The 14895-nt window shown below is 65.3% G+C and carries 15 protein-coding genes and 1 pseudogene; 2 read left to right on the top strand and 14 right to left on the bottom strand.

Annotated features, from left to right (window positions below; translation table 11 throughout):
* Positions 1–92 precede the first annotated feature (92 nt).
* From P8Y39_11090 to fdnG, 6 genes and pseudogenes are all read right to left on the bottom strand, one after another.
* Entirely contained in the window at positions 93–1157 is a 1065-nt protein-coding gene (locus P8Y39_11090) for a cytochrome c peroxidase (protein MEJ2192869.1), read from the bottom strand.
* Positions 1132–1560: pseudogene (locus P8Y39_11095) on the bottom strand (DsbA family protein). Before P8Y39_11095 ends, P8Y39_11090 begins: the two are co-directional and overlap by 26 nt.
* A gap of 15 nt (positions 1561–1575) precedes the next feature.
* Positions 1576–1824 (bottom strand): hypothetical protein, encoded by a 249-nt coding sequence (locus tag P8Y39_11100; protein MEJ2192870.1) that lies wholly within the window; start codon positions 1822–1824, stop codon positions 1576–1578.
* A gap of 6 nt (positions 1825–1830) precedes the next feature.
* Complete coding sequence (locus P8Y39_11105; protein MEJ2192871.1) at positions 1831–2439, bottom strand: formate dehydrogenase subunit gamma; 609 nt, start codon at positions 2437–2439, stop codon at positions 1831–1833.
* Positions 2436–3269, bottom strand: a complete 834-nt coding sequence (locus tag P8Y39_11110; protein MEJ2192872.1) for a 4Fe-4S dicluster domain-containing protein — start codon at positions 3267–3269, stop codon at positions 2436–2438. Before P8Y39_11110 ends, P8Y39_11105 begins: the two co-directional genes overlap by 4 nt.
* Before the next feature lie 2 nt (positions 3270–3271).
* Positions 3272–6343: a formate dehydrogenase-N subunit alpha gene (fdnG, locus tag P8Y39_11115; GenBank protein ID MEJ2192873.1), complete on the bottom strand. Its 3072-nt coding sequence runs from the start codon at positions 6341–6343 to the stop codon at positions 3272–3274.
* Positions 6344–6704: 361 nt separating this feature from the next.
* On the opposite strand from fdnG, the gene P8Y39_11120 reads away from it, so the two are divergent.
* Both P8Y39_11120 and P8Y39_11125 read left to right on the top strand, forming a co-directional pair.
* Positions 6705–6863: a rhodanese-like domain-containing protein gene (locus tag P8Y39_11120; protein MEJ2192874.1), complete on the top strand. Its 159-nt coding sequence runs from the start codon at positions 6705–6707 to the stop codon at positions 6861–6863.
* A 186-nt stretch (positions 6864–7049) separates the two neighbouring features.
* Positions 7050–7481 (top strand): ferritin family protein, encoded by a 432-nt coding sequence (locus tag P8Y39_11125; GenBank protein MEJ2192875.1) that lies wholly within the window; start codon positions 7050–7052, stop codon positions 7479–7481.
* 3 nt (positions 7482–7484) lie between these two features.
* On the opposite strand, the gene P8Y39_11130 is transcribed toward P8Y39_11125, so the two are convergent.
* The 8 genes from P8Y39_11130 to P8Y39_11165 form a co-directional block, all read right to left on the bottom strand.
* Entirely contained in the window at positions 7485–8213 is a 729-nt protein-coding gene (locus P8Y39_11130) for a lipid-binding SYLF domain-containing protein (protein ID MEJ2192876.1), read from the bottom strand.
* A gap of 26 nt (positions 8214–8239) precedes the next feature.
* Positions 8240–8818: a hypothetical protein gene (locus P8Y39_11135; GenBank protein ID MEJ2192877.1), complete on the bottom strand. Its 579-nt coding sequence runs from the start codon at positions 8816–8818 to the stop codon at positions 8240–8242.
* Positions 8739–10451 (bottom strand): ComEC/Rec2 family competence protein, encoded by a 1713-nt coding sequence (locus P8Y39_11140; protein MEJ2192878.1) that lies wholly within the window; start codon positions 10449–10451, stop codon positions 8739–8741. Before P8Y39_11140 ends, P8Y39_11135 begins: the two co-directional genes overlap by 80 nt.
* A complete protein-coding gene (gene glmM, locus P8Y39_11145) occupies positions 10448–11794 on the bottom strand; it encodes a phosphoglucosamine mutase (protein MEJ2192879.1) in 1347 nt (448 codons plus the stop codon). The genes P8Y39_11140 and glmM overlap by 4 nt, the downstream gene beginning before the upstream one ends.
* Positions 11791–12426, bottom strand: coding sequence for a CdaR family protein (locus P8Y39_11150; protein ID MEJ2192880.1), 636 nt, complete (start codon positions 12424–12426; stop codon positions 11791–11793). Before P8Y39_11150 ends, glmM begins: the two co-directional genes overlap by 4 nt.
* The gene (gene cdaA / locus P8Y39_11155; GenBank protein ID MEJ2192881.1) at positions 12423–13190 is read right to left on the bottom strand and encodes a diadenylate cyclase CdaA; all 768 of its coding nucleotides are present in this window, start codon (positions 13188–13190) and stop codon (positions 12423–12425) included. Before cdaA ends, P8Y39_11150 begins: the two co-directional genes overlap by 4 nt.
* Positions 13187–13669, bottom strand: a complete 483-nt coding sequence (locus P8Y39_11160) for a deaminase (protein MEJ2192882.1) — start codon at positions 13667–13669, stop codon at positions 13187–13189. Before P8Y39_11160 ends, cdaA begins: the two co-directional genes overlap by 4 nt.
* Before the next feature lie 172 nt (positions 13670–13841).
* Positions 13842–14895 (bottom strand): thioredoxin fold domain-containing protein (locus P8Y39_11165; protein MEJ2192883.1); only part of this gene is annotated, 1054 nt, incomplete at its 5' end.

Raw genomic sequence — 14895 nt, forward strand, 5'->3', positions numbered from 1 at the left:
CATCATGCCATCAACCCCTGCGAAAATTGTATAGTCTTTTCCTTTAACATCATCCGGAACATCAATTTTGAGCCCCGTCGTATCAATTGGCATTAGAAATGGGACAAGTTCCGGATACGATCAGCTTGCAGGAAAAACTGGGCGGCCGCCTGGATGGCCGTATCGGAGCTGTCCAGCGGCAGGTGCATGCTTTTCAGGCAAAGGGCGTGGAAGCCGAGCCGTTGAGCGACCTGGATGACCTCGTCCAGCGTCTTGAAAACGCCGTTATGCATGTAGGGGGCGGTCCGGGAGACCTCCCTCAGCGAGGGGGTCTTGAAGGCCTTCCAGTCCTTGGGGTCCTTGGTCACCAGGTAACGGCCGGGGTCCTCGGTGAGGTTCGCGTAGTCTTCATACTTGTACACCTTGGCCACGAAGCGGACGGTAGCGGCCACCATGGGGTCGGTGAGCTTCGGGTTGTCCGGCACATCCAGGGCGTGGAACTTGTCGTCTGAGAGGATAACGCCGTAGTGGCAGCGGGAGCATCCGGCCTTGCCGGTGAAAAGCTCGAGCCCCTTTCTGGCCTCATCCGAAAGGGCCCCCTTATCACCCCTGAGGTAGGCGTCCAGGGGGGCGCCCTTGGAGATAAGGGTCCTCTCGAAGGCCGCCAGGGCCATGGCCACCCGCTCGCGGGTGATGATTCCGCCGAAGACCTTCTGGAAGGCCTGCACGTACTCGGGCACCTCCTTGAGCTCCTCTTCCAGGTAGTCCAGGTTCTGGTTCATCTCGAAGCTGGACATCATGGGAAAGAGGGCCTGCTCTTCCAGAGAGCGGGCCCGGCCGTCGTAGAACAGATAGCGGGCGAAGGCCACGTCGATGAGGGTGGGGGAGTTGCGCCAGTTCCGGGTGGTGGGGTAGTTCAGCGAGATGTCCAGGCCGTCGGTGAAGGCCATGTCCGGGTCGTGGCAGGTGGCGCAGCTCATGGTGCCGTCGCCGGAGAGGCGCCGGTCGAAGAAGAGCTGTTTGCCCAGCTCCACCTTCTCCGGGCTCATGGGGTTGGTCTCCGGCACCGCGGGTTTCCCGATGGGCTCGGGTCCCTCGCCCCGGGCCGGGCCCGCCAGAAGGGCGGCCAGGAAAACCACGGCGGCCAGGGCGCTACCTATCCTTGTTCTCTGCCGCATGCAGCTCCTCCAGGAATATCTTCTCCAGGTTGTCGTAGGGCCTGTCGCCCAGGACCTTCCGCCCGTTGAAAAAGAAGGCCGGGGTGTTATAGAGGTCGAGCTTCCGGGCCAGAGCCAGGTCCCGCTCGATGATGTCCTTGTCGGCCATGCTGTCCAGGTCGCTGGTGAATTTCTTCACGTCAAGCCCCAGCTCCCCGGCGTAGCGGATGAGGCTGTCTCGGTCCAGGCGTGGCTCCTCCAGGAGCTTCCAGTGCATCTGCCAGAATTTCCCCTGCCTCCACGCCGCCAGGGCCGCCTCGGCCGCTATGAACGAGAAGTGCCTGTACTTGTACGGGAAGAACTTGATGACGAAGCGCACCTTGTCCCTGTAGTTCGCGATGAGCTTGTGGATGGCCGGACCGACCCCCCTGCAGTGGGGTCACTGGTAATCGAGAAACTCGACAATGGTGACCGGGGCGTCCGGGGGCCCCATGGTAGGCGAGCCCTCGAGGGGGATGTCCACCCTTTTCTCGGCGGCCCGGGCCGTCGGTCCCAGGGCCGAAAAAAGGGACAGGGCGAGGCAAAGGGCCAGCCCTGCTCTTATCCATGCGCCCATGTGCAGTCCTTCCTCCCCCGCCGGATGCGGCGGGGCCCCGCTCGGGGCCCCGCCCTCCGACTGTCTGTTCATGCCCGGTCAGTCCAGGCCGGCCTCCTTCACCCACTTGCCGTGGCGCTTCTTCGCCCACCACAGGGGCACCGTCCCCCGGGTCATGATGCGGAACGTCCCGGGGTTGGCCGCCGTGGCCAGGTAGATGTGAACGGGAATGGCAACGACGAAGACCAGGAAGGCCAGGTTGTGGAAGAAGTGGCCGATTTGCATCCACGTCCGGTCTCCGCCCATGAGCCAGAGGATGAACCCCGAGGCGGCCATGACGACGCCGAAGAACAGCACCGTGAGATAGAAAAGCTTCTGCCCGGCGTTGAGCTTCCCCTGCGGGGGCACCTCCGCCTCCGAGGAGAAATACCCGCCCCTCAGGCGCATCCACTGGGAGTCCTCGGGGCCCCAGGTGAGGGACTCTCCGAGGTAGCTCGCCAGGGAAAACAGGAGCGAGAGGATGAAGACCACGCCCGCCCACTTGTGGATGCCGGAGGCTATGTGGTTTCCGGCGAAGACCGTATCCAGCCAGTTCAGGTCGTTGAAAATGAACCCGAACCCGGTGAGCGCCAGGACGAAGAAGCTCAGGACCAATATCCAGTGGTTGTAGCGTTCGCCGACGGAGGCTTTCTCCACCATCTTTGTCATGACCGCTCACCTCCTTCCTTCTTCTCCTCCTCACCCTCCGCAGGATGGACCTCCTTGGGCCCCACGCTTATGTAGTGGGCGGCCACCGCGGCCACCGAAGCGCCGAGGCCGATGAGGCTCAAGGGCTTCATGACGGTCCGCCAGAAGGCCACGCTGGCCGGCAGGTCGGGGCTCGAGGAGAAGCCGTAGTGCTCGGGGGCCTCCTTGAAGGCGTAAAGCACGCCCAGCCCCTGGAGGTCCTCCCGGCCCTCGCCGTAGACGGTCTTGTACCCTTCGCCCTTGGCGACGGAGGCCAGCTCGTCCCTGTCGCCGAAGCGGATGGCGTTGGTGGGGCAGGCCTTCGAGCAGGCCGGCTCCAGCCCGTAGGGCACCCGGTCCTCGCACATGTGGCACTTGGAGATGCGGTCGTTCGCGTCGTAGCGGGGCACGTCGAAGGGGCAGCCCGCCTGGCAGAGCTTGCAGCCGATGCACTTGTCCTTGTCGAAGACGACCAGCCCGTCCTTGGTGCGGAAAAGCGCCCCCGGGGCCGGACATATCTGTATGCACCCGGCCAGCCCGCAGTGCATGCACCGGCGGCTGATGAACAGCCAGGAGAGCTTGGAGTCCTCCGAAAGCTCCACGAACCGTATCTTGTTGTAGAGGTACGGGGTCAGGTCGGGCGGGTTTTCGTAGCTGCCCCGGTTCCTGGTCTCTTCCGCCGGAAGCTGGTTCCACTCCTTGCAGGCCGTCTGGCAGGCCCGGCAGGCGATGCACCGCTCAGGGGTGATCAGAAGGCCCTTTCTCTTCTTGAAAACATCCGTGCCGCTCAAATGCTCCATGTTTGCGGCCATCGTCACTCACCCCCTTTCAGTTTCTTGACGTTGCACATGAAGGCCTTGGTCTCCGGTATCATCGTGTTGGCGTCCCCTATGGTCGGCGTCAGCAGGTTGGAGCTGTCAAACGCCTGGCGGTCCGGCGGCGGATACTCCCACCCGAAGCACCAGGGCAACCCCACCTCGTGGACCGTGGAGTCCTGGATGTTGTAAGGCCTGAACCTGTGGGTCACCATGGCGATGGCGTGCACGGAGCCCCGGGCCGATTCCACAAGCACCTCTTCGCCATTCTTGATGCCCAACTCCTTGGCAAGCTCCACGCTCATCTCGACGAAGTTCTGGGGCTGCATCTCCAGCTGCCAGGGCTCATGGCGGGTCACGACCCCCGTCTGCCAGTGCTCGGTCACCCGGTAGGTGGTCCCCACATAGGGGTAGCGGACGTCGCAGGTGGCAAAGTAGTCCTGCGGGAGCCCCGTGCCCGCTATGGCGACCTCCTTGGTGGTCACGTCGACGAAGAGCTTCGCCGCGGGGTTGATGCGCTGCTTGTTCATGGCGTTCTCCTGGACGGGGCACTCCAGGGGCTCGTAATGCTCGGGGAAGGGCCCGTCGTGAAGCCCCGGGCCGAATATGCGGCCCATGCCGGCGGGCTTCATGATGAAGGGCTTGTAGCCACCCTGTCCCATGGGAGGAGCGCCGCCGTCGGGCACGTCGCCCACCCATTTGGTGCCGTTCCAGTAGATGACGGGCCTCTTGGGGTCGCGGGGTTTGCCCTCCAGGTCCACGGAGCACCTGTTGTAGATGATGCGCCGGTTCACCGGCCAGCACCAGGACCACTCGGGATAAAGCCCCATGCCGGTGGGGTCGCTCTGGGAGCGGCGGGCCATCATGTTGCCGCCCTCGTTGTAGGAGCCGCTGTAGAGCCAGTTGCCCGAGCTGGTGGAACCGTCGTCGGCCAGCTTGGTGAAATTGGCCACCAGCTTGCCCTTGTTCGGGCCTTCCGTGTAATAGCCGTTAATCTCCCTGGCGATGGCGTGCGCGTCGATGTCCAGGACCTTGCCCTCGTTGTTCTTCTGGCCGTAGTGCCAGGCGAGCTTCACCACGGGGTCCGGGTAGGCGCCTCCCTGCTTCTCGTAGAGGGTCTTCACCCGGTAGTACAGTTCGTTCATTATCCAGCTGTCGCGCTTCGCCTCTCCCGGCGGGTCCACGGCCTTGTACCGCCACTGGGCCCACCGGCCGGAGTTGGTGATGCTGCCCTCCTTCTCCACGGAGAGGGCGGCCGGGAGCTGGAAGACCTCGGTCTGCACGTCGTCGGGGTTCACGTCGGGGCCGCGCCAGAATGAGCCGGTCTCGTTGTCGAAGAGGTTGACGTTGACCATCCACTTGAGCTTGGCCAGGGCCTCCCGGGTCTTGTTCGCGTTGGTCCCCGAGCAGGCGGGGTTCTGCCCCCAGGCGAAGAACCCGTCGAACTGCCCCTTGAACATCTGGTGGAAGAGCATTATCCAGGAGGCGTTCTGCCCGTCGTCAAGCTTGGGGAGCCACTGGTAGCCGAACTCGTTGTCCCCGGTGGCGGCATCCCCGAAATGGGCCTTGAGCAGGCTGACCGAGTACTTGGGATAGTTCTTCCACCAGTCCAGGCTGTGGGGCTCGTCGGTGGTGGGCGTGTACCTCTTGTTGTACGCCTCCAGGGTGGTGTCCGAGGCCCGCGGCGTCTTCAGGTACCCCGGCAGGATGTGGAACAGGAGGCAGTGGTCCGTGGAGCCCTGCACGTTGCTCTCCCCACGCAGGGCGTTCACCCCGCCGCCGGCCACGCCCATGTTGCCCAGGAGGAGCTGTATTATGCTCATGGCCCGTATGATCTGGGTCCCCACGGTGTGCTGGGTCCAGCCCATGGCGTACAGGATGGTGGCCTTCTTGGTGGGCACCGCGCTGGAGGCGTAGAGGTTGTAGACCTCCACGAGCTTCTCCTTGGGGGTGCCGGTAACGCTGCTGACGATGTCCAGGTTGTAGCGGGAGACGTGCTTCTTGAGGAGCTGGAAAACGCACTGGGGGTCCTCCATGCTCATGTCCTTCTTGATGACCCCCTGCTCGTCCTTCTGAAACGCCCACGTGCTCTTGTCGTACTTCCTGGCCTCGGGCTCGTAGCCGGAGAAGACGCCCGACTCGCCCGGGAGCCTGAAGGCGGGGTCCACGAGGAAGGGGGCGTTGGTGTAGTGCTTGACGTAGAACTCGTCGTAGAGCTTGTTCTGGAACATGTAGTTCATCATGCCGTTGAGGAAGGCGATGTCGGTGCCGGACCTGAGGGGGGCGTACACGTCGGCCTTGGCCGAGGTGCGGGTGAAGCGCGGGTCCACGCTTATGAGCTTGGCCCCCTTCTGTTTCGCCTCGGTCACCCAGGTGAAGCTGATGGGATGGTTCTCCGCCGCGTTGCTCCCCATGACGAGGATGACGTCGGCGTTTCTGATGTCAATCCAGTGGTTCGTCATCGCGCCGCGACCGAACGACTCTGCCAGAGCCGCTACAGTTGCGGAGTGTCATATTCGGGCCTGATGCTCGATGTAGACAAGCCCGATGGAGCGAAGCCACTTCTGCAGGATGTAGCACTCCTCGTTGTCCAGGGCCGCGCTGCCGACGTGGGCGATGCCGTCGGTGCGGTTGACCACTTGGCCCTTGTCGTTTCTGACCATGAAGGTCTTGTCCCGGGTGTCCTTGACCCGCTTGGCTATCTCGTCCAGCGCCCAGTCCCACTCCACCTCTTTCCACTCCCTGGCACCGGCGGCGCGATACCGGGGCTTGGTCAGCCGCTTGGGGTTGTTGGCCAACTGGTAGAGTGAGGCCCCCTTGGAGCAGAGGGTCCCCCTGTTGATGGGATGCTCGGGGTCCCCTTCGGTGTTGATGATCTTGCCGTCCTTGACGTACGCCAGGATGCCGCACCCCACCGCGCAATACGGGCAGATTGTCGTGGTGGTCGCGGCGTCCCGGATGGGGAGGTCCTTGGCTTCGGCCTCACGCGGCGCATGAAGCTCAAGGCCCGCGGTGCTTGCGGCCACCGCCCCGCCGGAGAACTTCAGGAAGCTACGTCGTGAGATTTCCATACGGCTGCTCTCCTTCCTGAGAAGAAATTTCTACGACCCGCCCCGAATTTATCTTTAAGGTTTCATTAATTTCGCTTATAAATCAATAAGGCTTGCGTTTCCAATATATACCCCTCATGGAAGGATGTCAACCACCTTTTCCATGCCGTGAAATTTCTTGAAGAAACAGGCCGGAGGCGTGCAGGCCCTTCCCGTCTTGAACGTAATCGGAGGCATATCACAGCAGTCGAGCGGCCCCGCCGGGGCGCCGGGAGCCTCCCTTGTCCGCGCTCCCGGGAGGCGCTATACTCTTGTCATGGCAGGCGTCGATGACTTTTTCCGCCGGGTCCCCTCCTGCACGGCGGGAGAGGTCAAATGGCTTATGAAGCGGAGCAAGACGGGCCAGTACGCCCTTCTGGACGTCCGGCAGCCCCGGGAATACGAGAAGGGGCATCTCCCGGGCGCCGTGCTCATCCCCCTGGGCGAGCTCAGGGGGCGCCTGGGCGAGCTCGACCCCCGAAAGCCCACCGTCGTGTACTGAGCCTCCGGGTCCCGCAGCCAGGCGGCCGCGCACATCCTGGAAGAAGAGGGCTTCCGGGAGGTCTGCAGCCTAAGCGGCGGCATCAGGGCCTGGGAGGGGCTGGTCAGCGAAGGGCCGCCGGAGGCCGGCACGGCCTACTTCGCCCAGGGAGAAGATACCGGGCGGCTCATCGCCCTGGCCTCGGTCCTGGAGCGCGGAAACCGGCGCTTCTACGGCGGCCTGGGCGAGATGCACCGGGCGGAGGAGGCGGCCTCCCTTTTCCACAGCCTGGCCCGCGCCGAGGAAACGCACGGGGACGCCCTGGCCCGCCTGTATCTGAAACTTGTGCAAAGGAAGCTCCCGCGGGGTTTCCCGGACTCCGAGATACCCGGGGACGGCACGGACCGGATGGAAGGGGGCCTTACGGTAGCCGAGTGCCTCGCCTGGGCGCGGGGAAAGCCGCCGGGGGAGGCCCTGGAGCTGGCCATGTCGCTGGAGGCCAACTCCTATGACCTCTATCTCACCATGCACCGTCTGGCCAGGGACGAGGAGGCCAGGGAGGTCTTCTTCGCGCTGGCCGAGGAGGAAAAGCTCCACCTGGAGCGGCTGACCCGGGCCTTCGAGGCGACCCTCGGGTGAGGCTTACTCCGTTGTGTATTTCTTCAGCGTCGCCCTGAGCTTCTCCGCCACGGGGTGCGCCCGTCCCACGTCACGCCCGGAGAAGATATCCCGGGCCCCCACGCCCGGGGCGCGGTAGAAGTCGGCGTCCGCGCCGCCGTCAACGCTCAAGACCGAGCCCTCCACAGAGACACCGGCAAAGAGCCCCCTGCTTCTGGCGTAGGAGTAAATCTCCGCCTTGAGCTGCGCGTCCGTGCTCGCCTCGGCCTGCCGCCCCACCGGCCCGGCCGCCACCGAGGCGTCCGCCCCCAGGGTGAACTTCCCGCTCAGGATTCCGTCTATGCTCTTTGTGCTCTTGAAGACCAGGACGATATCGGCGGACTGGGCCCCCACCTGCAAGCCCACGCTCCCGCCGCTCAGGCTGATGAAGACGGGGTAGCTCCACCCCTTCGCGGTGCGCACCAGGAGGACCCCGGTCCCGTGGCGGCCGCCCAGCACATAGCCCAGCTTGATGACGCCGGGGATGACGGCCACGCCGCGGGCGTTACCCAACAGGGCGGGCGGAATGCTCTTCTCGGGGATTCGCTCCATGGCATCCAGGACCTCCACGGCGTCCTGCACCTTGAGGACCTCCTTCTCGCGCCCCTTCTCAAGAGCCGTGGGCGCCAGGGCCTGCCTCTGGCAGCCCGCCAGGGCAAGGGCGAGGAGGACGACAAGGAAAAGCCCCTTTCTCATGGGTTGATTATATCCCATCCGGCCCCTCCTGCGATAGGGAAAAACTACCACCGGAAAAAGAGCCTTGCGAGGTTGCGCCCCTCCGCGCTCAAGCCGGGGTGCTCCTCCAGGATATGAGAAGCATAGGTGCTCACCCTGAGGGCGCCGCCCTGCTCGCTCATCCTCACGGCCCCGTCCTCCCCGGTGAACAAGACCCGCGCGCCCCGTGCCATGTCCTCGAAGCCCTCTCGCCTGTCGGCCGTCACCACGGCCAGGGAAGGCCGGGCCAGCGCGAAGAGCTCGCCGTCCGTCCCGGCGTTCAGCCCGTGGTGGGGCACCTTGAGGACCTGGGCGCGCAGGCGCGTCCCCAGGGCCGAGAGGTCCTCACAGGCCTCCTCCTCCACGTCTCCGGTGAAGAGGAAAGAAGCTCCCTCCCCCCGCAGAAGAAAGACCAGGGAATCGTTGTTCATCTCGCGGTCCGCCCTGTCCTCCCAGGTGTAGAAACCCCGGTAGGGATGAAGCACGTGGATGCTCCAGCCCCGGCCTTCCAGGACGTCGCCGCGCTCAAGCCTGCGGTGGACAGGGCCGCCGCTCGCCCCGAAGAAACCGGGCGGATAGCGGAGCCGTCCGTTGTCCCAGACCATGGGTAAGCACCAGGGCGTCTATCCGCCGCCTCCCTCTGGTGCGCAGGTAGTTGGCCACCTCCCAGCCGCTCCGTCCCGTGTCCACGACCAGCACCTTGCCGTCGGGAAGCTCCACCACCGCGGCGTCCGCCTCCCCCGCATCGAGGAAGGCCACCCGCAAAGCGGCCGCGGGGGAAAGGACGAAAACGAGGGCGGTGAGCAGGGCCAGGGCCGGCACCAGGAGAAGGGCCTTCCGCCTGAGGGCCCAGAACAGGAGGAAGCCCCCGTAGAAAAGAAAAAGCAGCGCCGGGGGAAAGGACGGTACGGGCAGCGAAGCAAGAGGCGCCGCGCTCAGCCATCGGGCCAGGGAGATGCTCACGCCCGCCAGGGCCCCCAGGACGGGGGTGAGGACGGCATGGCCGGTGAGCAGGTAGAGGAAAGAGGCCAGAAGCGAGGCCGGCACGAGGATGAACCCCACCAGGGGGGTGACCAGCAGGTTGGAAAGAGGCGATACCACGGAGACGTAATGAAAGGCATAGGCCACCAGAGGGGCCACCCCCAGGGTGGCCGCAAGGGTTATCCAGAGGGGTGAGGAAAGCCGCTCCCGCAAGCCCCGGGGCGCGCCCTCTCCCCTCCTTTCCTTCACGACGAAACCGATGAACAGCACGGCGAGGAAGGAAAGCTGAAAGGACAGGCTCAGAAGCACCGTGGGGTCGGAGAGGACCAGGACCACGGCGGCCAGAAGGAGAAAATTGAGCCAGGCGCCGCGGCGGCCCAGAAGCATCCCGGCCAGAAACAGGCTCATCATGAGGAAGGCCCGCACCGCCGGTATGGACGCCCCGGACAGGCCCAGGTAAGCCAGCATGAAAGGCAGGGTGAGGAGGGCCGCCCCCTCGCCGGGCGTGAGCCTGCGGGTCAAGAGCTCCAGGGCCCGCCGGGGCAGGCGTCTCAAGACCGCCCGGAAGAGGCCGAAGAGGAAAAGTCCGAAAAACGCGAAATGCGTTCCCGATATGCTGAAGACGTGGGCGAGCCCGGCCCGGTTGAAGGCCTCCCTGAGCGCCGGGTCCATGCCCCGCCTCTCCCCCGTGGTTATGGCCATGAGCAAAGAGGCCTTCTCCGGCCCGAAGCTCTCCCTGAAAAAGCCGTTGAGCCTTTCCCTCATCCGGTTGACGGAGAGGAGCACGGACCGCCTGAGCCTCCCGGTCCCCCTCACCGAAGCCAGCACCCCGTAGGGCTCCCGGGGCCATGAGCCCGGGTTCAGACGCCTCCTGCGGGCGTGGACCGTAAGGGAGAGGAGGTGCTCCCGCCCTATCTCGAACTCCCGGGCCGACAGGACGGGCAGCGTGCCCAGCCCCGCCGGGGCGAGCACCCGGAACTCCTGGGAGTACCCGCCTTCCAGGCGCACCGGCGGAGAGACGAAAAACCCCGCCGCCTCGACGGGGCGGTAGAGGGATTCTTCGGGCAGGGTCCGCTCGCCGGGGGCCGCGGCCCAGGCGTAAAGGACGCCCAGGACAAGGAGAAGGCAGAGCGCGAATCTCCGCCGGAGGGAAAAGGCCAGGAGAACCCCAGCCAGGAGGGCGCCAGCCAGATGGGGGAAGTACCGGAAGGCCTGAAACCCCGCCGCACCGGCCAGAAACCCCAGGAGGAGGCTCAAGACATCGCGTCCCTGATGACCGCCGCGATACCTTCGCCCAGTTTTTCGATAAGCGCCGGGTCCCTTCCTTCGAGCATCACCCGCACCTTGGGCTCCGTCCCCGAGGGCCGCACCAGGACCCGCCCGGCCTCACCCAGGGTCTTTTCGGCATGAGCCACGGCCTCCCCGACGCGCGGGTCCGAGGCCAGTTTAGCCCTTTTGCTGACCGGCACGTTGATGAGCACCTGGGGGTAGAGCTCGATGTCGCCGACCAGCTCGGAGAGGGGAAGCCCCCTGTGCTTCATGAGGCAGAGGATGTGAAGCGCCGTGATGGGCCCGTCCCCCGTGGTGTTGAAGTCGAAGCAGACCACGTGTCCGGACTGCTCCCCTCCCAGGTTATGGCCCGCCGAGAGCATGCGCTCGGTGACGTAGCGGTCCCCCACCTTGGTGCGGACGAGCTTGATTCCCCTGGCGGCCAGGTAGTTCTCGAGTCCCAGGTTGCTCATCACGGTGGCCACCACGCTTTCGCCCCTCAGACGCCCCTTCTCCATCATTTCGACGGCCCAGATGCCCATCACCCTGTCGCCGTCCACCACGCCGCCGCGCTCGTCGACGAAGAGGGCCCGGTCGGCATCCCCGTCATGGGCCACCCCCAGGTGCGCGCCGTGCGCCCTGACGGCCTCGATGAGGGGACCCAGGTGAAGCGAGCCGCACTGGTCGTTTATGTTCACGCCGTCGGGCTTGTCGTTGATGGCCAGGACGTCGGCGCCCAGCTCCCTGAGCACCCAGGGCGTGACCTTGTAGGCCGCCCCGTGGGCGCAGTCCACGACCACCTTCAGGCCCTCCAGGGTCATGCCCCGGGGGGCGGTGGACTTGATGTACTCGATGTAGCGGCCCGTGGCGTCCTCCAGGCGGTAGGCCTTGCCCAGGCCCGCGCCGTGGGGTCGGTTGCGGAAAACCCCGTCTCCGGAAACCAGCTCCTCCATGCGCTTCTCCACGGCGTCGGGCAGCTTGAAGCCGTCGAAGGAGAATATCTTGATGCCGTTATCCTCAAAAGGGTTATGGGAGGCCGAGATGACAATGCCCGCGTCCGCCCGGAGGGCCCGGGTGAGGAAGGCCACCCCGGGGGTGGGCATGGGCCCCACCAGGGTGACGTTCATGCCCATGGAGCAGATGCCGGAGGTCAGGGCGCTCTCGATGAGGTAGCCCGAGAGACGGGTGTCCTTGCCGATGAGGACCATGTTCCTGCCGTGCTCCTTCCTGAGGACCTTGGCCGCGGCCAGGCCCACCTTGAGCACGGTCTCGGGCGTCATGGGATGAGCGTTGACCTTTCCCCGAATGCCGTCCGTCCCGAAAAGGCTCACTTGCGCTCCTCCCGAATCAGGACCTTCACCCGCACGCTCTCCGGGGCGGGCCGGATGTTCCGTCCAGCCAGGTCTATCTTAACATCCTCCGTCACGGTCTCGGAGGCCGCCGAGACGTCCACCGGCTTGGTCAGGACCTCGCGGAGGCTCCTGAGGGCCGCCCGGGTGCCCACGACCTTTATCTCCTTCGGAGCGACCTCCACCCCTTGCACGGCAAAGCCCTTCCAGGGAGAGCCCGTCACCACCGGCCGCACCCGGAGGTGCTTCTCTATGACCGGCTCTATGTTGACCACCAGGGAGTGGGGGGAGATGGCCATGACCCGCAAGGGCGAGGGGAGCGAGACGTTGTGCTTCTCTATCGCACGCTTGTGCACGCCCTCCTTCACCCCCGTGAGGTCCACCGTGACCTTGATGTCGCCGGTGTGCACCCCGCTCAATATTTGTTCGTGCCCACGCACCTCCAGGCGGACCTCCCGGGCGCTGGCCTCCGTGATCATCAGCCCCTGGGGAAGGTTCTCGAACTTGACCGGCACCTCGACGGACATGTTGGCCTGCCCCCGCGAGATGACGAACATCCACATCCCCACGGCCAGCAGCACGCTTGCCACCTTGAGCCACAGGTTCTTCCTCACTTGGGCACCTTCTTCCGCGTAAACATGTCCGTGAGCATGTCCCTCAGCGTGCCCATGTCCAGATGGGTCTCGAGCCTGCCGCCGATGGAGACCGAGATGCCCCCGGTCTCCTCCGAGACGATGATGACCACCGCGTCGGTCTCCTCCGTAAGCCCCATGGCGGCCCTGTGGCGGGTGCCCAGGGACCTGCTTATGGCCGGCGCGAAGGCGATGGGAAGAAAGCACCCGGCGGCCACGATGCGGTTGCCCCGGATGACCACGGCCCCGTCGTGGATGGGGGAGGCCGGATGGAAGACGCTCATCAGTATCTCCCGGGAAACCCGGGCGTCCAGCGGGGTGCCCAGCTCCACGAAGTCCTTGAGGTCGGTCTCCCGCTCCAAGACGATGAGGGCCCCTATCTTCCGTTCCGCCAGCGAGATGGTGGCCTTGACGATTTCCTCCAGGCCCCGGAGCTCCTCGGCCGGCGTGAACGCCTTCAGAAACTGGGTCTCTCCCATCTTGGCCAGGGTCCGCCGGATTTCGGGCTGAAACAGCACGATGATGGCTATGACGATATAGGCCCAGAACCCCTGCAAAAGCCAGTCCAGGGTGTACAGGGGAACGTTTTTCGCGATGATGGAAGCACCCAGAAGCACCAGGATGCCCAGCATCATCTGGGCCGCCTTTGTCCCGCGCACCATGACGAAAAGCCGGTACAGGATGACCGAGACGATGGCGATGTCCAGCAGGTCGCGCCAGCCGAAGGCGGAGACGAACTCGCTCATACGCGGCCCTCGAGCCACTGCTCGGGGCGGAGCGCCGAGAAGCCGCCGTTTCCGTCGGCGTAGACCACCCGGCCGATGCGCGCGTTCAGTATCAGGCGCTTGCACATCATGCAGGGGGCGGAGTCGCACTCCCCGGCATCGCCGTCGGAGCCCGCGATGTAGATGGTGGCCCCTTCCAGCTCGTCCATGGAGGCCCGGACGATGGCGTTGGCCTCGGCGTGCACGCTGTGGCAGAGCTCGTAGCGCTCCCCGTGGGGGACCATCAGCTCCTTGCGCCTGCAATCGCCCGCCTCCAGACAGTCCGTCATGCCCCGGGGCGCCCCGTTGTAGCCGGTGCTCACGATGATGTTGTCCTTCGTGACGACCGCCCCGTACTTGCGCCTGAGACAGGTGGCCCTGAGCGAGACGGCTTTGGCGATGTTGATGAAATACTCGTCCCATCCCGGCCGCTTCTGGTGTGAGCGGGAAGGCGTGGCCATGGTCCTCTATTTTATCACAGAGACCGGCGCGAGATGTGGGGACATACAACCGAAACGGGCGGCTTCGGGGACGGCCGGACGGGGCGTCGGGCCGAGAGGCAAGGGCCCCTGAAACCGGAACCCGTCTCAAAATCGATTTCGAAGCGATAGAGGGAATAAATGGCGGCCGAAACTACTCCCACGGCCAGTGCCACCGGCGCTTGCGCTCCGGCTTGGGCTTCTCCGCGGCCTCCGCGGGCGCGGTCGCCCCGGCCTCGGGAGGCTTCATCTCCTCGCTGGTGACGCGCTCCTCGGTCAGCGGCGCTCCGGGGGCCGTGGAGACCTCCCCTTCGGAGGCGGCACCCGAAGGGCTCTTCATCTCCGAAGTCGCCGCCGGCTGCTGCGGGGTTTGGGCAGGCCTCTCCCGGGCCCTCCTTGCTTCCTCCGCCGCCTTCCTTTCTGCCTCCTCCTCGGCTCTCTTCGCCTCCTCCTCCTTCTGTTTCAGGGCGAGGACGGCGCCGTCTATCAGCGCCTCCAGCTGGGGGGCGTCCCTGTAGCCCGATACCACGCCGCCGTCGGGCAGGACGATAGTGGGGGTTCCCGTAATGCCCAATTTGTCGGCCAGGGCGATGGTCTCGTCCACCACCGTGCTCTTACAGGCGGGGGCGGGAATGGAGCGGCCGTCATAGGCGCGCTCCAGGAGGCGCAGGGACCCCTCGCAGACGATGCTCTTGGACTTCTGATACGACTCCGGGTGGCTGTCAAGGGGACGCAGCTTGATGTAGAAGGCGATGTCCTCGCGCTCCTGTACGACCTTCTTCATCTCCTGGTGGAGCTTCCGGCAGTAGGGACAATCGGGGTCGGAGAATATGACGGCCTTGTGGGGGGCATCGGGAGAGCCGAGAAGCAGCGCCCCCTCCAAGGGAATCGCGGCGACGTCCAGCTTGTTGGCCTCGATGCCGATGATGGCCCGCTCCGCACCGGTGGCCCTGAGCAGGTAGCGGATGCCCATGACAATGTCCGCCTGCTGCTCCAGCATCACCCGGTGGTCCGTTGTCAGGTAGGGCTCGCACTCCACGCCGTTGACGACGAGAGTGTCGACCCGTTTTCCTTCGGGCACCTTCAGCTTGACGTGGGTGGGGAAGGCAGCGCCCCCCAGACCGACGATGCCGGCCCGCTGGATGGCCTCGAGGATCTGCTCGGGAGTCGCCGACTCCAGGTGGCAGGGAGTGCCCTCGTTGATCTCC

This window comes from Nitrospirota bacterium (assembly GCA_037386965.1).
In the GTDB taxonomy this organism is placed as follows: Bacteria; Nitrospirota; Thermodesulfovibrionia; order Thermodesulfovibrionales; family JdFR-86; genus JARRLN01.